The sequence below is a fragment of the Yersinia massiliensis CCUG 53443 genome (genome assembly GCF_000312485.1).
GTDB lineage: Bacteria > Pseudomonadota > Gammaproteobacteria > Enterobacterales > Enterobacteriaceae > Yersinia > Yersinia massiliensis.
In genome coordinates this window covers 1,865,127-1,883,759 of record NZ_HE997643.1, presented here as the reverse complement: position 1 = coordinate 1,883,759, position 18,633 = coordinate 1,865,127, and the positions used below count along the sequence as shown (strand labels likewise).

Genomic DNA, 18,633 nt, shown 5'->3' with positions numbered 1-18,633 from the left:
TCACTTCACCTCTTTGATGTTGATGCCAATGTGTTTTGCGTACCGGCGCATGCTTCGGTTTAATGGCATTTCAACTACGCCGTCGTCTGTTCGGTATTTCGCTACTGATTCCTGCACGTTGACGTATTCCCTTGCTGGCGCTCGGTCTAGTCGGTGTCCTTGCGCCAAGGTCACACCACAAAGGCCCTGACGAGTTTTGCTATTGCGTTTTTTAGTCATACTTCTGGTTTTCCTTTGTATTTCGCCTGGTCAGAGCAACGCTGCGCATTGCTGGCACATATTCCCTGAACCTCTATTGATGGGGCGTGAGGTAATGCGTCACGCCAAGCACATGCAGCACGGCGATATAGCCCTTTAGCTTCAAGCTCGGTTGCTTGTTCGGCTCTTTGGGCGTAATTGCTCATTTCACTTCCCGTGTGTCGCTGGTGGCTGGTTCGTCAGATGCTGTAACAAACCCATCAATTAACCGATCAACAAGGGCGTGACCGCTTTGGGTAAGTCCACCAAACTTTTTGACGCAATCCTTATAGGTTTCAACAATCGACTCACGAGCCTTGGCCTTTCCTAATGATTCAATAATTACCAGCTCAAACATTTCTAATGCGCGTGTTAATACCTCAGCCGTTAATTCAATGGAGATAATCTCCCCGCTGGCTGATTCTTTAATTACGCAGGTGCTGCCTGTTTTCCGCTGCAATGAATCCAGTTTTGCAGCCACTATGCGATTACGATATCTTCCGATTAATTCAAGATTGCTCATATTTGGGTTGCCTCATTTACGGCCTTTAGGTATGGGGAGTCCTAACCCGAAGGCCATAGTTAATATTTTGTTTAGTTAGTAATTAAGACTTACAATCTCTTTCTTTAATTCGGCAACCTTATCTATTGCCTTTTTATATTTATCGATAAGAGAGTCAGTTTGCTTTTTCTTTTTGGCTTCCTGTCTTAATATTTCGCGTCGCTTGGCTAACAGGCGGCGAATACGGCGCATACAGCGCGAGTGGGCAATAATATAATCTATAGTGTGTTCACCGCGATTATGTGCAATCCTGCCATCTTCAAGTGTTGTGTAGGTTTCGCCTACGCGAGACTTAACACCCGCCCGTTTAAATACTTTTTCAGTCATAAAGTGAGCTAGACGATTAATTGCAGTTTCACGGCTAAAGCATTTCTTACGGCGACCGTGACGCATAACAAAATAAACAGGTTCCGGCCTTAATTGGAATGCAACCTCGACACCACCATCATCAATTAAATCAAATTCCCACTCTTCGAATCTGGATGGGTCAACTTTTTCAATTTTCATTATTTTCATCCATTAATTTTTTAGCATTTCTGGATGATTGTGTTGTCATTATTACCAACTCTTCTGTAAGGCTCCATAGCCTCGCTGCAACATCTTCATCAACCTTTCGAATTGCGTCATCAATGAGCGTTGTATATAAATATCTTAATTGCTTTGCATAACGATCAGCATTACTAGCCGTGTAGGCAAGGTATTCTATTTGCCCTTTCGGAGGGAAAATACCAAAATTTAATGGTGTAAAATTATCAGGTTCTTTGTACAAGATATCTTTCTTGTCTTGTATGTATACACCTTCGGAAGAGCCACCGGAGACAGAGATGATACCTGGTGTGATTTGGTTTGATGTCGATAAATTACGCATAGATTCCAGCTCCTTTATTCATTTGTAAATAGCGCGTCTGAGTCTTAATAACACAGCCGGTTTCTTTGCAAGCATGCGTGATAGTATAATTACCCAATACATCACCGACGCTAGGGAACGGTTCTTCAATATATATCCCGTAAGCCTCTCTCAACTTCCAATTGGCTAATAACCAACCGTATTCAGTTTTATAGTCACTTGCCAATTTTTGGGCTACATGCCGAGCGTCTTTATCAACTAGAATAACTTTCTCAGATGATGGGTTTGTAGTTGCATTTTTAATTATGATACTATTTGACTTAACCATATAACTAACCTCTCAGGTATGTGTATTTGGCTAGGCTCATGTATTCGATTGGCGTCAGTACATGAGTCGTTAAACTAAGCATTCAAGTTTCTTTCTTTATAATTAGAATAACCAATAATTGAATTTTTAAACTTTTCGCATTCATCAATTATTTTTCGAGCTTGTTCATTTGCTGATTCGTAACTGTTAAAAAAATCCACAAGAACAAAGTAATTTTCAATCCGTTCATAAATGGCGTATTCAACTTCACCAACAAAACAAGTTTGAAGTTGGTAAGTTGATTTAGGGTTAAAATGTTTAGCATCAAACAAATACGACCAGTGGGATTTACTCTCACGTAATTTTTTATGAATATCCTGATGGTTAACCTCTGAGTGTTTCATCTTATCCTCAACGCAATTATGTGTGGCGGTGAGGTAATAATACTAAAAGTTTTAATATCTGCAATACTAAAAGTATATAAAATATTATCATAAGTATTAACTTTTTGAATTTTAATGGTATTTATTTTTATTTTGGCGATAAAAAAGGCCCGAGGTTAACCGTGGGCCTTTTGTTGGGGGTGTGGGTAGGTGGTTTTTAAGAGAACATAATTTTAGCTTCTACCACAACGCCAATGATTTTACAGTTTCCATTAATGGGGATTAATGGGTACTGAGGGTTTAGGGGCTTAAGGTAGGATGATCCTCCGTCTGTCACTAATTTTTTGAATGTGGCTTCGTTGGCATCAGTTAATTTAGCGATAACAAGGCTGCCATTTTTTGCTTCTCGCCCAGTATCTACCAGAACAATCATTCCCTCTGGAATGCTGACACCTACAGGGGATGTCATTGAGTCACCTTGGACTCTCAACCAAAAGCCATCACCTTCAATGTGAGCTGAAGTATCATACCACTCATCGATATCTTTCAGGGTATAGGGTTCTATAGCCTCACACCATGAGCCTGCACTGACCCAGCTAATTAATGGATAACTCCCCTTGGGAGTATTTTGCTCTACAAATGACACGTTGGAGACTTGTGATAAGCGGGATGCCTCTTTTGCAAGAGATGGACTAAATTCTGATATAGGAACCTGTAGAAAACTTGCAAAAACAGCGGCAACATTTAGGTTGAGAGGGTTTCGCCCATTCAGATAATGACCTACAGCCCCCTGAGAAATATCAAGTTCGTTGGCAATTACCTGCTGAGTAATCCCTAAAGATTTTTTCTTTGACTCATACAAAGCCTTCAGACGCATCGCATCTTCCAACTGTTCTGTCGTCAGGACTCTTTTGTTTTCCATATCTTATTTTAATACCTTTAGTTTGATAATGTCTCCTACTTGTAGTAGCATTTATATTAATACTTTTAGTATTATAAATGCAACAGATAGGACATTTATGACTAATATGACGTTGAGAGAGTATGTGGATATGCATGGGCAAGTCCGTACTGGGAAGGCTCTTGGCTTAACCCAGATGGCAATCAGCAAGGCGCTTATATCTGGGCGAAACATCAAGGTTTCTGTTCAGGAAGGAGGAGCTCTTGAGGCATTCGAGACAAAACCCTTCCCGAGTAAGAAAAAAGTAACCAAGCGGAATTAACCCATGACTCCCGATGCATTTACCCAAGTAATCATGCCAACGGTGTTTTGCCCCGAGGATGGGAAGTGGATTCAGGAGCAGTTACAGCAATTGGCACCCTCGTTGCGCAGAAAGGTTGTCGTTAAGTATGCAGAGGCTTATCAGGTCGCGTTTTACACGGAGTCTGTTTCATACCGTCAAGAGAACAAAGCAAGGCATGAAGCTAATACGCGATTGAGATTGTTTGTGAACAGCCACGGAAAAGCACTACAGGGTTACACGGTCAGTCCGCCGTTGGTAGCACAACGGTAAACAACCTGCGGATAACCAGACTTAAAGGTGTTTGGTTGCATTACAGCATCAAGGTGCTGGCAGGTTACTAAATCTACATATCAAGATGCGTAATTTTTAGGTGGCTAGATGTGCGGATATCTAAGCGCTTAAGTGTCTGGATGTATAGATGCTCACCTCAAAAAATGAGGGGGGTAAGGGGGGAGTTGGGTTTAAGTGCGAAGCACTGGAACAGGCTTTTCCAACAGACAACTCCATAGGTTAGGTAGATCTCGATCTAAGGGGTAGCCCTTAAAAATGCGATGTACCACCAATCTAGTACGTTAAGTAATTATGAGGAGACTCTATGAGCAAAGAACTGAAACAGAAATTAATCGCCCTTCTGGAAGAGCAATTCATTCGGTCTGACGACAAGGTCACTTTTGACTACGTCATGCAAAGGAAAATCAAATCTCAAGGTTATTACCTGCAACGCAACTTTGCTATCAGCGTGGCCAGTGGTCGCAAAGGGTTTATTGATTGCCTAGTTACATCGCCTGACGGGCAGCAATGCGCCATTGAAATTGACAAAAAATCTCCTCGTTGTCGCTCACTGATGAAGTTGAACGTATTACCTGACGGTATGTCTGGTTTCGTCCTGCTCATGGATGGTAGGCACCCACTGCGTTATATCGCTGATGGCGTCGAGGTTATCCGAGCCACCAGATTCAAGTAAACGCTTTGTACTAGCTAGATGATATGGGGTCACACAATGCTGAACATCACACCGAACTTTGCACAGGAACGCGCCCTGAACATGCTGCGCAGTGACTGGAAGTCATTCGGCTCTTTCATGGTCTATGCACCGACAGGCAGCGGCAAAACCGGCTTAGCGGCATTTATCGCTGATGGGTTTGTTAGTCGCGGTATGCGTGTGCTCTTCATTGCCCCGTACACAATTTTAATTAACCAGACTGCGCAGCGCTTTATCGAATACGGACTCCCTGAAGATGAGATTAGTTTCATCTGGCAGAAACATCCGAGCTATGACCCAGCGTTAAAAATTCAGATTGCCAGTGCCGCCACGCTGATCCGCCGTCAGTTCCCGGACAATATTGATCTGCTGATCGTTGACGAGGCTCACCTCCGGCAGAAACAAATTCTGATTGAGATTGAGCGCCTGACACGTGAAACACAGGTGAAAGTGATTGGTTTATCCGGTACGCCTTTCTCACCGTTCTTGGGTAATTACTACCAGCAACTGGTTAAGCCGACCACCATCGGGGAGTTAATCCAGCGTGGCGACCTGAGCGGTTACGAGTTCTATGCGCCGAGCAAGCCAGACCTGAAAGGCGTGAAAACAACCAACACCATTGATTGCGGACGAGACTACAACGAAAACCAACTCGCAGAAATCATGTGTGGTGCTGACCTTGTTGGCGACATCGTTGATAACTGGCTACAGAACGGGCGGGACCTGCCCACGGTGGCATTCTGCGTAAATGTAGATCACGCCAATTACGTCACCATACAATTCAATAAGGTGGGGATTAACGCTGAGGTGATGGTAGCTGAAACCCCGCATGAAGAGCGTCAACTCATTATTCATCGCTTCGAAATGGGCGCCACAAAAATTATCGTCAGTGTGGGCGTGTTGGTAGCTGGTTTTGATAGTGATGTTCGCTGCGTTATCTACGCCCGACCCACAAAAAGCGAAATCCGTTGGTTGCAGGCGCTTGGGCGTGGCTTGCGTACTGCGCCGGGTAAAGAGTCTTGCCTTGTTTTCGATCACAGTGGCACTGTTCACCGCTTGGGCTTCCCTGACTCCATCGAGTACAACGAACTGCCCTCCAAAAGCGACGGAATGAAAGACAGCGCCAGTCGTGAGACTGAGGAACGCACTGAAAAACTCCCCAAAGAATGCACCGAGTGTCATTTCATGAAGCCTGCGGGTGTATATGTCTGCCCGAAATGTGGATTTAAGCCACTGGCAGGGCAGGACGTGGAGACCGACACCCAGCGCGGACTGAAAAAGTTAGGTAAGGGTAAGCGGGGGTTCACCCAATCTGACAAGCAAGCGTGGTGGAGTCAGATCAAGTTCTATCAGCGTCAGCGTACATCAATGGGTAAGCCTGTCAGCGATGGCTGGTGCTCACACACCTTCCACGACAAGTTTAGCGAATGGCCTAATGGCTTGAGTGATTTCCCGATGGAGATAACCCCCGAGGTCAGCAACTTCATTAAACATAAGCGCATCGCTTTTGCTAAAGGCAGAGAGAAATCTCAGCCACCCCCTCAACAGCGTCATGACGTCAATGCCGACACCACCATGTCGTTGATTAATGCCAAAAATCAGCTTGAAGATATACGTCAAAGTTTAAGGAAAGCAGTATGAAAACAACAGAAGCGTCAAGAGGCCGGTGGGCTGAAATTTTTGAGTATTTTGGCTTACCACCCATCACAGGCAAAAACCATTTTAAGGGAGAGTGTCCGGTATGCGGTGCTCGTGGCAAGTTCCGCATTGATGACCGCGACGGGGTGGGAACATGGATTTGTATCTGTGACAGTGGCGACGGTATGAAGCTGCTTAATCTGACGCAGGGTAAATCATTTTCAGCACTGTGTGCCGAAGTGGATCAGTTGATTGGCAATAACTACCGTCATGTCAGCATCCCCGTCACCAGTTCAGCAGCGAAACAGCGGCAGCGAGTCATTAGTAAGTTTTCAAAGCTGGTGGGCTTACGTGGCACGACGGGGGCAGATTATTTGCGTCAGCGTGGTATTAGCCGTCTTCCGGTTGAAGCTGTCAGGTTTTGCGATAAACAGCGACATGCAGGGCGGGTATATCAGGCGCTTTATTCTTTGGCTACAGATGATAAGGGTGAACTCTGTTACCTACATCAGACCCTGCTTGATGGAGATAAAAAAGCCAATATCGGTGATAGCGCCAAGCGACTTAAGTCACTTCAGGAACAGAACTACCTCGATCACACCCGCTCAGTAGCGATACGTATGTTTCCAGTCGCTTCCACATTGGGGATTGCAGAAGGGATAGAAACAGCTCTGTCCTGCTATCAAGTTTACGGGGTCAATACATGGTCAGTCATGAATGCTGGATTCATGGAGAAATTCAGGGTGCCGGCAGGCGTCAAACACCTCATTATTTTTGCTGATATGGATAAACATTCAGCCACCGGACAGGCAGCGGCCTTTAATTGCGCCACCGCCAATCTCAGAGCAAAAAATGACCTGATATCTGTTAGCGTACGCTGGCCCGATAATGATGATTTCAATGACATGTTAATGAATGGTGATCAAGTTCGTGAGCAGATCTACACAAAGAGGGCGGCATAGTGAAACTAGAATCAGCAATGAAACAGTTCAGCGCCAAGAGCCAGATGATTACCGATTCTTCCCGCGCGACCTCTTCCGATTCGCTTAAGGGACCGGATTTAGCCGCTGCAATGGGAATGGTTGAGGCTCGTGCCAGTTTCGGCATGGCTGCATATCTTGGCAAGGTGGGTATCAGCAAAGAGGATAAGGTAAGAACCGTTGAGCAGCTTACACAGTTCGCCATGAAGAACGCCCCGAAACATGTCGGTAAAGCATCAGGCCGCCGAATGGCTCAATGCATGGTTATTCTGGCTAAATTTGCCTATGAGGAATACAGCAGTTCAGCAGCGACCACTACTACATGTAAACACTGTAAGGGGAGGAGGCTGATTTACAGCATTCAAAAAGTGACTAAACACCCCGGATGCGGTGAGAAAACAGAGGCATGGATAGAAGAAGAACTGGTGGGCGAATTGTGCAATCCCTGTAACGGAAAGGGCAAAATCTCCCATCGTTGCCGCTGCAATGGAACGGGTAAGGTGCGTGACCTTAAAAAATCCAAGCGGCTTGGCGTGCCAGTTGAAAAAGAGTGTGAACGTTGTTCAGGAATTGGATACAAACGGACACCCTCAACAACAGCATACAGAGCGATTACAGCGTTGCTTCCTGAACTAACCCAATCGTCTTGGTCACGTAACTGGAAGCCGTTCTATGAGTCGCTGGTGGCTAAATGCGACATTGAAGAGAGTTATGCAGAAGATGAGTTCCAGCGGATTACACGATAACGACATGATTGTGACTAATGGCGACAAGTTTTTAATATATCGCTTGCATTTTGCATAAAGTTGGCGTAATTTCTCTAAATCATGGGCGTTTCTGTAGATGAGCGCCAAGGAAAATTATCAAGACCTCGCTTCGGCGGGGTTTTTTGTTTCAGTCTTCACTGCTAATTGGGTATACTAATTGCGAGGTATGCTCAGGTTGATACGCACTATCGACTTTCCAAAAGAAACTGAGCATATTTCACTTGTACGCAGTGACGGCCGGGAAAGACCGGCAACCCCCTAAAAATTATTAATCTTGGTATCAATTTGTATTGGAGCATTTCCACAAGACATATATATACTCCTAGTAATGATGGTAGATACTAGGAGATGAAGCATGTCAGACGTTACATCACATATAACGCTTGAAATATTGGCGCTAAAAAAGATAGTTTCAGCGTTTTATTGCACGCTAGGTCCTTCAGAACGAGCGAGACTTGATGTCATGCTAATGGACAAAAGCTCTCTAGATGGGGAGATTAAGTCGCCGTCATTGCAGCTAGAAATTCAAGATAAAATTAATAAAATCCTGCTGTAGAGTGACTTAGTTGTGATGTCACTGTCGAGATAGTTCGATTAATTATAAAGCCCTGGTATTTACTGGGGCTTTTTGCATTTTAGAGGTATGCGGTCAGCACATTGGTAGGTGTTGACGCCGGAACCGTAACCGGCTTCAAAGAGTCCTCGCCATCGTGCGGTTTTTTGTTTATGTATCTACCTCTAATTGGGTATACTGATTTTGAAGTATGCTCAGGCTGACATCCAGGGTCATCTGTCCAAAAGAAGCTGAGCATATTTCATCTACAATGAAAACTGACAGCCGGGAAAGACCGGCAACTATTCAAGCCCTTGAGTTAATTGCTCACGGATTTATGGTTTTGTGAGTCATGCCCACTGTAAAGGTAGTTATGTTTAAGGTTTGTTTATAATTGCAATGTAAATTATTCAGTGCTGTGATAGCTACCTTGGTGCAAGGATTGCATTATCATTGATACGGTTGCAGGGTTAACTATCACAGCCCCGAATTTTAAAGCCTCGGTTAATCGCCGGGGCTTTTTGCATTCTACATTCGCATGGGTACTGGATTGGTTAATCCAATCGTTGTGAAACAGTATCCAGCCGAATGTGGTGAATGCGCATGCTAAAGCGCCGCAATACTGGAGATGAAGTGACCGTGCAGGCTGGCAAAACTCCAGCAGACGGCCTGCAAGGGAGAGTGTAAAACCATTCCCTGATACACGGAGTAGCGCAGTGAGAGTCTGACATATCCGAGATTAGCGCCGGACACCACATACCAACTTTTAAGGCTCACTTCGGTGGGCCTTTCTCGTTTTAGCCCATCAGTCACCCAATCAACTCCACACACATTACTCCGCATGAGTGGCTGCACTGGTGGGCTAAATTCCTTAACTACGCGCCCAACCCGCAGAACGGGAGGGGGAGATATGAAGATGAACGATACTGGTCAAGTGCCTTATTGGTGGACAGCTTCACTTGCTTTGTTTTCCGCTCTCAGTTTGCAGGAATACATTTTTATTATCGGCGCTTTGGTTAGTGCGTGGTTCACCATCAAAACGTATTACGCCAATCGAAGAGAAAAGGCGGCTCAAATTAAAGAGCAGCAAGAGCGTACGCAGATATTAAAAGACTATTTGCACGGCAAACCTATTGATAGCCATCCGGCTGCAATTCAAGTGGTAAATGAAGTTTTGCAGCAAATGGAGAGTGAGTGATGACGACATTAAAGCGTGTTGCCATCGGTACCGCCTGCGCAGTGTCAGCCATTATTGCTATCGTCGTATCTAACGGAACGGTGAGAACAAGCGAGAAAGGATTAGAGCTTATTGGTAATGCTGAATCATGCCGCCGTGACCCATACGTATGTCCGGCTGGAGTGTTGACCGATGGCATTGGCAATACTCACGGCGTCAAGGCTGGGGTGATTAAGACTGACGCTCAAATAGCCGCTGATTGGGAAAAGAATATTCTTGATGCTGAACGTTGCGTAAACAAATTTGGCAATGGAAAGGAGCTGAATCAAGGCCAGTTTGATGCTGTTACGTCGATCACATTTAACGCTGGTTGTGCGCAGATGCAGAAATCTACGATGTATCGAATGTTGCGCGATAGCAAATTCACCGAAGCCTGCTATCAATTCCCCCGATGGACTTACGGTGGTGGAAAACAACTCCCCGGACTGGTTACTCTTCGTGAAAAAGAAAAGTCTCTCTGCCTGACAGGTGATTTCAAATGAGTGCTATCTGCTTTATCGCCGCTGCTGTGTTGGTATTTTATGGCATTCCGCAATGGTGGTGGTTTTTTGTGGTCGGGATACTCACATCATGAATAAGGTAACGGCAATACTGATCGCAGTGCTGGTAATCGCTGCTATTTGCATCGCTGGTGGCCATAAGTGGGGCAGCGATAGTAAAGATTCGGAATGGTCACTTGAATGGGCTAGGCGTGATAAGTCAGACCTAGAAGCAGAAAAAGCCGCTAAAAAGAGTGCTGACGAGAAAGAGGCTCAACTTCAAGCCGCGCAATCAGCCGGATTAAAAGCATATCAACAAGGGGTAGCAGATGCTGAGAACAAAGCAAAAGGCACTATTGCTGCTTATCGCGCTGGCAATATCAGGCTGCAAAAGCGCTTCGAGTGTCTCTCCGCTTCAGTTGGGGATATGTCCGTTACTCCCGCCAGTGGACAGCTCACTGATGCAGCCAGAGATTGCGGATTTTCAGACGCAGATGTCGGATTTCTTATTTCAATCGCTGAACGAGCCGATAAGCTAGTCGAGAAGGTCACCGCGCTGCAAAAGGTTGTCACTGACGACCGGCGAATCATTAACAGCACCAAGCTTCAATATAATTAATGATATTGATCAAATAACTTTCATCTGATTGTCTCTTGTATCAACCCATCTGGCAGTATTGAAACTGCTGAATAGTCAGCATACCTGATGGGAATTAATAATAATGACTAAGTATTATGTGAACAAAAATAAGCAAGACAATGGCGATAATGAAGTACATACAGAGACATGTAATTATTTACCTACGATTTTAAATAGAGTGTATTTGGGTTCATTTGATACTTGCACGTCCGCTGTAAGTGAAGCAAAGCGTCAGGGGTATAAGGCAAATGGCTGCTATTACTGCAGTAGGTTTTGCCACACATCGTAAAAAGATTAAATCTTAATCCTAAAGGTCACTTCGGTGGCCTTTTTTATTACCAGAAGCAGGAGAATAAGTATGCTTACAGTAAAAGTAATGTCACCCAATGGCGGTGAAGAGATTCATTGTGGTTTAAGTGTTGGGTTTAACCCTAATCAACAATCAATATCGGTTGCCGGGTTGGAGAGAAATATCGTTCTGCATCCTAATGATGTTGCATACGTTATGAATAGTAACGGCAAGACAGTATCTCAGTACCGGCATATGACCCGCAGTCAATAGCATTACAGATGGCATTTATTGAGTGCCATCGATAATGCACGATAAGCAATGCTATCACCTGTTTCCCACCGCTCACCCTGAGCATTAACAGGCTGGTGGCATTTTATTTAATTCTGAAATCGGCGATTGGCCAGCGAGAAAAACAGCACAAACACGCTGGATGAAATTTCTCTGGTGTCAAAAATCACCAGGTTTTAATCAAAAACCCACAAACCAACCAGCAGGAAACTCTAAATGAATACGATTGAGATTAAAGTTAACGTTGATACAGCACCAATAGATAGCTTGATTACTAAGTTGGAGCGAGCTGTTGATCTACAAAAGCAGTTAACGCCGAAGAGCAAGCCCAGATCACTCATATCCATTAGTGTTGAGCCTGCGCCGTTTGGTGTTGTTGTTAGCTGGAGTGAGTGGTGGGTTGGGGCTGCAAGGGTTCGCGTATACAGTAAATGCCGCCGTGGTGATGAAACAGTGGAGACGTGCAGCTGGCCTGTATCGAGCTCACAGCAGAGCTATTTAATTAATGGGTTAGCGGCCGGTCAAAGTATTGAATGCCATGTGCGCTTCTATGATAACGATGGTAAGGAAATCTTCCGCAGCGACACAGTAACGGGCAAGGCTAGCTCTGATGCTAGTGAAATCCTTAATGCAGTTCCCACTGGCGGCTATGTCGGTAACAGCAAAACATACTCGCTCCGTGCTGGCATTCATATTGATAGCTTCATATTGGGTGGAACTGTTACAGCCTCAAAGGTTGAACCCTCGCTGGCTTCCATCAAGGAGCTTCAGGATAAGGTTGCTGCCATCATCACTAATGCCACTGATACTCGGCATCTGGTTGAGCAGGTTAACTATCAGCGTGAACAAGACTTTGCTGTTTTGTATAAGAATATTCGGGCATTAGAGGAAAGTATCAGCCGACTCAGCTCACGCGACTCATTCATCAGGTAACCCATGAAAGAGCCAAGGGTATACGGTAGCCGATGGGCTAAGGCTCGGGCCTCTTTCCTACGTGTTAATCCCCTGTGTGTGATGTGCCAACAACAGGGACGGATAGAAGCCGCAACAGTCGTTGACCACATCGAACCGCATCGACTCAAAGAAGCCTTGATGTCAGGTAACACAGTGCAGATAGCCAAGGCTCAGAAACTATTCTGGGATAGAAAGAACTGGCAATCATTATGCACCCCACACCATAGCTCAACGAAGCAACGGCAAGAGAAAAGCGGCCATGTAACGGGTTGTACCGATGATGGCATGCCGATTGATCCTAACTCACACTGGAAAAAATGATAATGAATCCCATCACCTCAAATGAGAATGACTCTCAAGGGGGAGGGTGGGGTGAAAGTTCAGGGCTTTGATCCCCAAAGACCTATCATCGTCATTTCTGTGCACAACCGCGAATTGAAAACTTTTTTTGGGAGGTTTTCCATGGCTGGACGCCGACCAAAACCGACCCACTTGAAGGTGGTCACCGGTAATCCGGGCAAGCGCCCACTGAATAAGAATGAACCTCAACCAGCTCGAGAAATTCCAAGCCCTCCCTCTCATTTAACTGATTGGGGCAAGGCGGCTTGGGGGCGGCTGACTTTACTCCTGGATCAGATGGGTGTGTTGACCGTTGCCGATACCATGGCACTGGAACGCCTTTGTGATCTGTATGCGGAAATACTTCGGTTGCGCCAGCAAGTTCTTGATGAGGGTAATACCTACACAACCAAAACCCAGATGGGGGATTTTCTTATTAAAGGACATCCCGCCGTAGGGCAGCTTGCCGATGCGGATCGCCGCTTCAAAGGTTACTTAATTGAATTCGGACTTACCCCAGCCGCGAGATCAAAGGTGAATGTTAATGGCGGAGAAAAAGAAGAAGACCCGCTCGCCCAGTTCTTCGGTTGACCCTGCAACGCAATATGCAATGGATGTAACAGCAGGAACCATTCTTGCTGGCCCCGATATTCGTCACTCTTGCGCCCGGCATTTGCGTGATCTGGAGTTTGGCCCAGCAAGAGGGTTGGTGTGGGATGTGGAGTCAGCAAGTCGAGCGATGGACTTTTTCGCCAAAATATTGAAGTTGAACGGCGGTGAGCATGAGGGTAAACCCTTTATTTTGCTGTCCTGGCAATGCTTTGTTGTTGGTTCGATATTCGGCTGGAAATCCAGTGATGGCACCCGCCGCTTTCGCATGGTGTACGTTGAATCTGGTAAGGGTTCTGGAAAATCACCCTTGGCGGGCGGTGTCGGGTTGTACTGCATGGTTGCAGACAAAGAGCCTCGCGCAGAGGTCTATGCAGCGGCGACTAAAAAAGACCAGGCTATGATCCTGTTTCGTGATGCGGTAGCGATGGTTAAACAGTCACCGGCGCTATCTCAACGAATAGAGCCGTCAGGTGGAGCAGGGAAAGAGTGGAATCTGGCTTTTTTGCAAAACGGCTCATTCTTCCGGCCTATCAGTTCTGATGATGGACAATCAGGTCCACGTCCCCACTGTGCGCTAATTGACGAAGTGCACGAACACAAGAACAACACCGTCGTTGAAATGATGCGGGCCGGGACAAAAGGGCGGCGTCAGGCTCTGATATTTCTGATCACCAACAGCGGCCATGATAAGACCAGCGTTTGCTATGACTATCACGAATATGGCAGAAAAGTTGCTAACGGTGATTTGGAAGATGACAGCTTCTTTAGTTTCATCTGTTCACTGGATGAGGGCGACGACCCATTTAAAGACGAATCTTGCTGGGGCAAAGCTAACCCCTCGCTGGGCCAGACCTTTGAACTTAAATACCTACGCGAACAGGTTACCGCTGCCCGAGGTATGCCAGCAAAAGAAAGCATCGTGCGTCGCCTCAACTTTTGCGAATGGGTGGAATCAGCTACGCCGTGGATCGGCGGTGATACCTGGATGGACTGTGAAGACGAATTCGATATTGAGGAACTGGCGGGAGAGGAATGCTATGGCGGACTCGATTTGTCTGGCTCCCGCGACTTAACCTCGCTGGCGCTCTTTTTCCCCAAGCATAACAAGTTGTTTGTCGAGTTCTGGACACCTAAAGACAGTTTGCTCGAGCGGGCCAAAACCGACCGAGTGCCTTACGATAAATGGTTAAAGGCTGGCTTTATCCACGCGCCTCCAGGTAAGGCTGTGAATTATGGTTTTGTTGCCCACAGAATCGGTGAGCTAACAGCCATGTTTGATATCAAATGCATCGCTTTTGACCAATACCGCATCAAATACCTTGAGCCTGAACTGGAAAGCAACTCGGTCAGTGTCGTTTTGGTACCCCATGGGCAGGGCTATTACAAAGCACAGGAATCCGGCTTATGGATGCCGCGCTCAATTGAACTGTTTGAGGAAAAACTCAATAACAAAGAGTTGATTATCAAGCGTAACCCTTGTCTGCGCTGGAATGCAGCCTCGGCGGTACTCGAAGCAGACCAGAAAGATAACCGTATCTTTGCCAAGAAGAAAAGCACCGGCCGCATTGATGGCGTGGTTGCTTCTGCAATGGCAATCGGCGCTGCTGAAGATGCCGATATTGAGGAGGAGGGCGATCTGGATGGTTTCTTTGATAACCCAATCATAGTAGGTATCTAATGGCACGAAATAAACATCCGGGGCGCGTTAAAAGCGCGCTCCTTAACTGGCTTGGTGTGCCAATTAGCCTCACTACTGGCACTTTCTTTCAGGAGTGGTTTGGCACCAGCAGCAGCGGTAAGGTGGTCACGGCGGATAAAGTGATTCAGTTGGCCGCAGCCTGGGCATGTGTCCGACTTATCAGTGAGTCAGTTTCGACTCTTCCTCTGAAATTGTATAAGCGGATGCCGGACGGCTCCCGAGGCACAGCAACCGATCACCCACTTTATCCGGTGCTATGCCGTAGCCCCAACTCAGAAATGACCCCCTCGCGCTTTATGTTGATGCTGGTGGCCAGTATCTGTTTGCGGGGAAATGCGTTCATAGAAAAGAGAATGATTGGTAATCGCGTAGTTTCTCTTATTCCGTTACTGCCACAGAATATGGTGGTTAAGCGCCTTGATAACGGCCAACTCGAGTACACCTATACCGAGAACGGTAAGAAGCGGGTGATACCGGTCAAAACCATGATGCACATTCGGGGATTTGGTCTGGATGGTATGTGTGGGTTAATGCCGATGAATACCGGTCGAGACGTGTTTGGTTCAGCCATGGCGATCGAAGAGTCGGCAGCGAAAGTATTTGAAAATGGTATGCAAAACTCGGGTTTTTTGACCAGTAAAACCGCGCTAACAACAGCCCAGAGAGAAAAACTGCGTAGCAGCATGACGGCATTCACCGGCTCAAAAAATGCCGGTAAAACCATGGTACTTGAAGCCGATCTCACGTACCACAGCGTGACCATGAATCCAGAAGACGCTCAGATGCTGGAGAGTCGGGCATTCAGTATCGAAGAGATTTGCCGCTGGTTCAGGGTGCCGCCATTTATGGTGGGCCATATGACCAAGCAAAGCAGTTGGGCTTCTAGCGTTGAGGGAATGAACCTCCTTTTCCTGAGCAATACGCTTCGTCCACTACTGGTTAATATTGAGCAAGAGATTGCGCGCTGCCTGCTGGCGGGTGATGAGGATTACTTTGCGGAGTTTTCTGTTGAAGGTCTATTGCGTGCCGACAGTGCAGGACGCTCTGCATACTACACCACAGCATTGCAAAATGGCTGGATGAACCGCAACGATGTTCGCCGCCTTGAAAATCTGCCTCCGATACCGGGCGGCGATATCTATACCGTGCAACTTAACCTTGTTGCACTTGAAGACCTGAAATCACATAACGCTGTTGTTAAAGCGAAAGCCATTACTGAGCTTCACGGATATCTGTTCCCTGACATCCCGCTTGAACAGTCACCGCTAAAACAAGCCGCCTAGGAGTAAAGCCTAATGACAATTAAAAGCCTTCCGGCAGCGCCGGTGGGACGCCCGTGCGCGGGTGTTTCCTGTGAGGTTTCGCCAAGTGCGGTAGAGCGCTGGAACGGTGGGTTAAAAGCCGCTGCGACAGGCGAGAACAGCATTTCAATCTTTGACGTGATCGGACAGGACTACTGGGGCGAGGGGGTTAGCACCAAACGCATTGCCGCCGCATTGCGGTCGATGGGCGGCGAGGATGTGACGGTTAACATTAACTCGCCTGGTGGTGACATGTTCGAGGGACTGGCTATCTATAACCTGCTGCGCGAATACAGCGGCAAAGTCACGGTAAAAGTGCTGGGGATTGCCGCCTCAGCAGCTTCTATTATTGCCATGGCTGGTGATGAGATTCAGGTCGGGCGCGGCGCGTTTCTGATGATCCACAACTGTTGGATTGTCATGATGGGCAACCGCCACGATCTGGCGAAAGCAGCCATCGATATAGAGCCTTTTGATCGGGCGATGGGTGATATCTATTCAGCTCGTACCGGCCTCCCAGCGGTTGATATTGCGGCCATGATGGACAATGAAACCTACATTGCGGGTAGTGATGCCGTCGAAAAAGGTTTCGCGGATAGTTTGTTATCTGCTGACGAAATTGCGAATGACGACCAAAGCCCGTCAGCAGCGATTCGCAAACTCGATGCGCTGCTGGCGAAAGCCAATACCCCGCGCTCCGAGCGCCGAAAGTTACTTAAAGCCCTAACCGACAGCATGCCGGGCGCTGCTGTTACTCCTTCCGGTACGCCAAGCGCTACCACTGAAATCAATACTGAAACTTTAGCTAGCTTCGAGTCTGCATTAAGCGGACTGAAAGCGGCGTGCCAATAATCTGGAGAATATATGTCTGATGTAAATGATGTACTGAAAAAGGTATCCGCAGCGCTGGAAGAGGCCACTGGCAAGTTTAACGCCAAGGCAGAAGAAGCGCTGACAGAAGCTAAAAACGCGGGTCAGCTCTCCGCCTCGACTAAAGAAGCTGTAGACAAAATGGCGTTAGAATTTAACGCGCTGACCGCCGCAGAGAAAACCCTCAAAGTGGCCTTGGGCGAACTCGAGCAGCATGTCGCCCAAATGCCATTGAATAATGCCGTACAGACTGTTGAGACGATTGGTCAGCAAGTTGTATCAGCCGAGGCGTTAAAAGGTTTTGTCTCAGGTCTAGCCGCCAGCCAGCGGATCAGTATACCGGTGAAAGCGGCACTCTTGTCAGTCGATGTGCCGGGGCAAATTGTGGCCCCGCATCGTTTGCCGGGTATCGATGTTGCACCTAAACAGCGCCTGTTTATTCGTGATTTACTTGCACCGGGTCGTACTCAATCCAGCACCATTTATTGGGTTCAGCAGACCGGATTCACCAATAATGCACGGGTCGTCGCTGAAGGTACGCAAAAGCCTTACAGCGAGATTCAGTTCGGTGAAAAAATCACGCCTGTTCGCACGATTGCCCACTTGTTCAAAGCCGCGAAACAGATCCTTGATGATTTCTCACAGTTACAATCAACGATTGATACTGAAATGCGCTTTGGCCTGAAATATGCCGAAGAGCAAGAAATCTTGTTTGGTGATGGTACCGGTGTTCATCTTGAAGGGATTATGCCGCAGGCATCAGTATTCGATCCGTCATTTGAAGTTGCTCAACAGAACGGCATTGATGACTTGCGTCTGGCTATGCTGCAGTCTCAGTTGGCTCGTTTCTCTGCTTCCGGTCATGTGTTGCACTTTATTGATTGGGCCAAGATCGAACTGACCAAAGACACATTGGGCCGTTACATCTTGGGTAATCCGTCAGCATTGACTACACCGACCTTATGGGGCTTGCCAGTTGTGGAAACTCAAGCTGCAGCTTTCTTAGGTAAGTTCCTGACCGGCGCATTTAATGCGGGTGCTCAAATCTTCGACCGTGAAGATGCCAATGTGGTGATCAGTACTGAGAACTCCGACGACTTCGAGAAAAACATGATCACTATCCGTTGCGAAGAACGTCTCGCACTCGCGGTGTATCGTCCTGAAGCGTTTGTTACTGGTGCGTTTACGGTCCCTGCACCTGTCGGCGGCTAATGACTCCCTTCACTGAGCGGCCTACGGGCCGCTTTATCAGAGATAACATCATGAAACTGATAGCACTAAAGCAGATTTATTTCGGCTATAGCGTTCTTGATCACGGTCAGGAATTTGAAACGGGTGAGCAGCATGGACGGGAACTCCTGAAAAAAGGCTATGCAAAGCGGCTGGATGAATCACAACCTGCGGAGCCAACGGAGCCAACGG

27 protein-coding genes are annotated in these 18,633 nt (G+C 46.9%); 18 read left to right on the top strand and 9 right to left on the bottom strand.

What is annotated here, in order from left to right:
* From BN68_RS08560 to BN68_RS08525, 8 genes are all read right to left on the bottom strand, one after another.
* A complete protein-coding gene (locus tag BN68_RS08560) occupies positions 1-219 on the bottom strand; it encodes a hypothetical protein (RefSeq protein WP_019210759.1) in 219 nt (72 codons plus the stop codon).
* Positions 216-404 carry a hypothetical protein gene (locus BN68_RS08555; protein WP_019210758.1) on the bottom strand — a complete coding sequence of 63 codons (189 nt, stop codon included), beginning with the start codon at positions 402-404 and terminating at the stop codon, positions 216-218. The genes BN68_RS08560 and BN68_RS08555 overlap by 4 nt, the downstream gene beginning before the upstream one ends.
* Positions 401-760, bottom strand: a complete 360-nt coding sequence (locus BN68_RS22895) for a hypothetical protein (RefSeq protein WP_019210757.1) — start codon at positions 758-760, stop codon at positions 401-403. Before BN68_RS22895 ends, BN68_RS08555 begins: the two co-directional genes overlap by 4 nt.
* 75 nt (positions 761-835) lie before the next feature.
* The gene (locus tag BN68_RS08545; RefSeq protein ID WP_019210756.1) at positions 836-1,306 is read right to left on the bottom strand and encodes a hypothetical protein; all 471 of its coding nucleotides are present in this window, start codon (positions 1,304-1,306) and stop codon (positions 836-838) included.
* Positions 1,296-1,667 carry a hypothetical protein gene (locus BN68_RS08540; protein WP_019210755.1) on the bottom strand — a complete coding sequence of 124 codons (372 nt, stop codon included), beginning with the start codon at positions 1,665-1,667 and terminating at the stop codon, positions 1,296-1,298. Before BN68_RS08540 ends, BN68_RS08545 begins: the two co-directional genes overlap by 11 nt.
* Positions 1,660-1,974, bottom strand: coding sequence for a hypothetical protein (locus BN68_RS08535; RefSeq protein ID WP_019210754.1), 315 nt, complete (start codon positions 1,972-1,974; stop codon positions 1,660-1,662). Before BN68_RS08535 ends, BN68_RS08540 begins: the two co-directional genes overlap by 8 nt.
* 74 nt (positions 1,975-2,048) lie before the next feature.
* Positions 2,049-2,357 (bottom strand): hypothetical protein, encoded by a 309-nt coding sequence (locus BN68_RS08530; protein ID WP_019210753.1) that lies wholly within the window; start codon positions 2,355-2,357, stop codon positions 2,049-2,051.
* Positions 2,358-2,553: 196 nt separating this feature from the next.
* Complete coding sequence (locus BN68_RS08525) at positions 2,554-3,258, bottom strand: LexA family protein (protein WP_019210752.1); 705 nt, start codon at positions 3,256-3,258, stop codon at positions 2,554-2,556.
* Between the two features lie 97 nt (positions 3,259-3,355).
* On the opposite strand from BN68_RS08525, the gene BN68_RS08520 reads away from it, so the two are divergent.
* The 7 genes from BN68_RS08520 to BN68_RS08490 all read left to right on the top strand — a co-directional run bounded on the left by BN68_RS08520 (position 3,356) and on the right by BN68_RS08490 (position 8,503).
* Entirely contained in the window at positions 3,356-3,559 is a 204-nt protein-coding gene (locus tag BN68_RS08520) for a Cro/CI family transcriptional regulator (protein ID WP_019210751.1), read from the top strand.
* Between the two features lie 3 nt (positions 3,560-3,562).
* Positions 3,563-3,850, top strand: a complete 288-nt coding sequence (locus BN68_RS08515) for a hypothetical protein (protein ID WP_019210750.1) — start codon at positions 3,563-3,565, stop codon at positions 3,848-3,850.
* Positions 3,851-4,175: 325 nt separating this feature from the next.
* Positions 4,176-4,544, top strand: coding sequence for a hypothetical protein (locus BN68_RS08510; RefSeq protein ID WP_019210749.1), 369 nt, complete (start codon positions 4,176-4,178; stop codon positions 4,542-4,544).
* Between the two features lie 36 nt (positions 4,545-4,580).
* Positions 4,581-6,203, top strand: coding sequence for a DEAD/DEAH box helicase (locus BN68_RS08505; RefSeq protein WP_019210748.1), 1,623 nt, complete (start codon positions 4,581-4,583; stop codon positions 6,201-6,203).
* Entirely contained in the window at positions 6,200-7,162 is a 963-nt protein-coding gene (locus BN68_RS08500) for a DUF7146 domain-containing protein (protein ID WP_019210747.1), read from the top strand. The genes BN68_RS08505 and BN68_RS08500 overlap by 4 nt, the downstream gene beginning before the upstream one ends.
* Before the next feature lie 17 nt (positions 7,163-7,179).
* Positions 7,180-7,926, top strand: coding sequence for an antitermination protein (locus BN68_RS08495; RefSeq protein WP_315850861.1), 747 nt, complete (start codon positions 7,180-7,182; stop codon positions 7,924-7,926).
* Between the two features lie 376 nt (positions 7,927-8,302).
* Positions 8,303-8,503, top strand: a complete 201-nt coding sequence (locus BN68_RS08490) for a hypothetical protein (RefSeq protein WP_019210745.1) — start codon at positions 8,303-8,305, stop codon at positions 8,501-8,503.
* Between the two features lie 603 nt (positions 8,504-9,106).
* Here BN68_RS08490 and BN68_RS24315 read toward each other — a convergent pair.
* On the bottom strand, positions 9,107-9,343 hold the full coding sequence (locus tag BN68_RS24315; protein ID WP_145566369.1) for a hypothetical protein: 237 nt from the start codon (positions 9,341-9,343) through the stop codon (positions 9,107-9,109).
* A 73-nt stretch (positions 9,344-9,416) separates the two neighbouring features.
* Here BN68_RS24315 and BN68_RS08485 point away from each other — a divergent pair, with 73 nt between their 5' ends.
* The 11 genes from BN68_RS08485 to BN68_RS08430 all read left to right on the top strand — a co-directional run bounded on the left by BN68_RS08485 (position 9,417) and on the right by BN68_RS08430 (position 18,423).
* Positions 9,417-9,698 carry a hypothetical protein gene (locus BN68_RS08485; protein ID WP_042806577.1) on the top strand — a complete coding sequence of 94 codons (282 nt, stop codon included), beginning with the start codon at positions 9,417-9,419 and terminating at the stop codon, positions 9,696-9,698.
* Positions 9,698-10,219, top strand: coding sequence for a lysozyme (locus BN68_RS08480; protein WP_019210743.1), 522 nt, complete (start codon positions 9,698-9,700; stop codon positions 10,217-10,219). The genes BN68_RS08485 and BN68_RS08480 overlap by 1 nt, the downstream gene beginning before the upstream one ends.
* An 88-nt stretch (positions 10,220-10,307) precedes the next feature.
* Positions 10,308-10,835, top strand: a complete 528-nt coding sequence (locus BN68_RS08475) for a DUF2514 family protein (RefSeq protein ID WP_019210741.1) — start codon at positions 10,308-10,310, stop codon at positions 10,833-10,835.
* A 379-nt stretch (positions 10,836-11,214) separates the two neighbouring features.
* Complete coding sequence (locus BN68_RS08465) at positions 11,215-11,418, top strand: hypothetical protein (RefSeq protein ID WP_004390466.1); 204 nt, start codon at positions 11,215-11,217, stop codon at positions 11,416-11,418.
* A 234-nt stretch (positions 11,419-11,652) separates the two neighbouring features.
* Positions 11,653-12,369, top strand: coding sequence for a hypothetical protein (locus BN68_RS08460; RefSeq protein ID WP_019210740.1), 717 nt, complete (start codon positions 11,653-11,655; stop codon positions 12,367-12,369).
* Positions 12,370-12,372: 3 nt separating this feature from the next.
* Positions 12,373-12,711 (top strand): holin, encoded by a 339-nt coding sequence (locus tag BN68_RS08455; protein ID WP_019210739.1) that lies wholly within the window; start codon positions 12,373-12,375, stop codon positions 12,709-12,711.
* A gap of 141 nt (positions 12,712-12,852) precedes the next feature.
* A complete protein-coding gene (locus BN68_RS08450) occupies positions 12,853-13,320 on the top strand; it encodes a phage terminase small subunit P27 family (protein WP_042806576.1) in 468 nt (155 codons plus the stop codon).
* The gene (locus tag BN68_RS08445; protein WP_019210737.1) at positions 13,274-15,019 is read left to right on the top strand and encodes a terminase large subunit; all 1,746 of its coding nucleotides are present in this window, start codon (positions 13,274-13,276) and stop codon (positions 15,017-15,019) included. Before BN68_RS08450 ends, BN68_RS08445 begins: the two co-directional genes overlap by 47 nt.
* A complete protein-coding gene (locus tag BN68_RS08440) occupies positions 15,019-16,323 on the top strand; it encodes a phage portal protein (RefSeq protein WP_019210736.1) in 1,305 nt (434 codons plus the stop codon). The genes BN68_RS08445 and BN68_RS08440 overlap by 1 nt, the downstream gene beginning before the upstream one ends.
* A gap of 12 nt (positions 16,324-16,335) precedes the next feature.
* The gene (locus tag BN68_RS08435) at positions 16,336-17,193 is read left to right on the top strand and encodes a head maturation protease, ClpP-related (protein ID WP_019210735.1); all 858 of its coding nucleotides are present in this window, start codon (positions 16,336-16,338) and stop codon (positions 17,191-17,193) included.
* 12 nt (positions 17,194-17,205) lie between these two features.
* Entirely contained in the window at positions 17,206-18,423 is a 1,218-nt protein-coding gene (locus BN68_RS08430) for a phage major capsid protein (protein ID WP_019210734.1), read from the top strand.
* The last annotated feature ends 210 nt before the right edge of the window (positions 18,424-18,633 follow it).

Coding starts and splice junctions, on each gene's coding strand:
- BN68_RS08495 (WP_315850861.1), top strand. CDS start 7,180: ATGAAACAGTTCAGCGCCAAGAGCCAGATGATTACCGATTCTTCCCGC.
- BN68_RS08560 (WP_019210759.1), bottom strand. CDS start 219: ATGACTAAAAAACGCAATAGCAAAACTCGTCAGGGCCTTTGTGGTGTG.
- BN68_RS08460 (WP_019210740.1), top strand. CDS start 11,653: ATGAATACGATTGAGATTAAAGTTAACGTTGATACAGCACCAATAGAT.
- BN68_RS08450 (WP_042806576.1), top strand. CDS start 12,853: ATGGCTGGACGCCGACCAAAACCGACCCACTTGAAGGTGGTCACCGGT.
- BN68_RS08530 (WP_019210753.1), bottom strand. CDS start 2,357: ATGAAACACTCAGAGGTTAACCATCAGGATATTCATAAAAAATTACGT.
- BN68_RS08555 (WP_019210758.1), bottom strand. CDS start 404: ATGAGCAATTACGCCCAAAGAGCCGAACAAGCAACCGAGCTTGAAGCT.
- BN68_RS08455 (WP_019210739.1), top strand. CDS start 12,373: ATGAAAGAGCCAAGGGTATACGGTAGCCGATGGGCTAAGGCTCGGGCC.
- BN68_RS08505 (WP_019210748.1), top strand. CDS start 4,581: ATGCTGAACATCACACCGAACTTTGCACAGGAACGCGCCCTGAACATG.
- BN68_RS08485 (WP_042806577.1), top strand. CDS start 9,417: ATGAACGATACTGGTCAAGTGCCTTATTGGTGGACAGCTTCACTTGCT.
- BN68_RS08490 (WP_019210745.1), top strand. CDS start 8,303: ATGTCAGACGTTACATCACATATAACGCTTGAAATATTGGCGCTAAAA.
- BN68_RS08520 (WP_019210751.1), top strand. CDS start 3,356: ATGACTAATATGACGTTGAGAGAGTATGTGGATATGCATGGGCAAGTC.
- BN68_RS08475 (WP_019210741.1), top strand. CDS start 10,308: ATGAATAAGGTAACGGCAATACTGATCGCAGTGCTGGTAATCGCTGCT.
- BN68_RS08535 (WP_019210754.1), bottom strand. CDS start 1,974: ATGGTTAAGTCAAATAGTATCATAATTAAAAATGCAACTACAAACCCA.
- BN68_RS08500 (WP_019210747.1), top strand. CDS start 6,200: ATGAAAACAACAGAAGCGTCAAGAGGCCGGTGGGCTGAAATTTTTGAG.
- BN68_RS08545 (WP_019210756.1), bottom strand. CDS start 1,306: ATGAAAATTGAAAAAGTTGACCCATCCAGATTCGAAGAGTGGGAATTT.
- BN68_RS08525 (WP_019210752.1), bottom strand. CDS start 3,258: ATGGAAAACAAAAGAGTCCTGACGACAGAACAGTTGGAAGATGCGATG.
- BN68_RS08540 (WP_019210755.1), bottom strand. CDS start 1,667: ATGCGTAATTTATCGACATCAAACCAAATCACACCAGGTATCATCTCT.
- BN68_RS08465 (WP_004390466.1), top strand. CDS start 11,215: ATGCTTACAGTAAAAGTAATGTCACCCAATGGCGGTGAAGAGATTCAT.
- BN68_RS24315 (WP_145566369.1), bottom strand. CDS start 9,343: ATGCGGAGTAATGTGTGTGGAGTTGATTGGGTGACTGATGGGCTAAAA.
- BN68_RS22895 (WP_019210757.1), bottom strand. CDS start 760: ATGAGCAATCTTGAATTAATCGGAAGATATCGTAATCGCATAGTGGCT.
- BN68_RS08445 (WP_019210737.1), top strand. CDS start 13,274: ATGGCGGAGAAAAAGAAGAAGACCCGCTCGCCCAGTTCTTCGGTTGAC.
- BN68_RS08480 (WP_019210743.1), top strand. CDS start 9,698: ATGACGACATTAAAGCGTGTTGCCATCGGTACCGCCTGCGCAGTGTCA.
- BN68_RS08440 (WP_019210736.1), top strand. CDS start 15,019: ATGGCACGAAATAAACATCCGGGGCGCGTTAAAAGCGCGCTCCTTAAC.
- BN68_RS08515 (WP_019210750.1), top strand. CDS start 3,563: ATGACTCCCGATGCATTTACCCAAGTAATCATGCCAACGGTGTTTTGC.
- BN68_RS08430 (WP_019210734.1), top strand. CDS start 17,206: ATGTCTGATGTAAATGATGTACTGAAAAAGGTATCCGCAGCGCTGGAA.
- BN68_RS08435 (WP_019210735.1), top strand. CDS start 16,336: ATGACAATTAAAAGCCTTCCGGCAGCGCCGGTGGGACGCCCGTGCGCG.
- BN68_RS08510 (WP_019210749.1), top strand. CDS start 4,176: ATGAGCAAAGAACTGAAACAGAAATTAATCGCCCTTCTGGAAGAGCAA.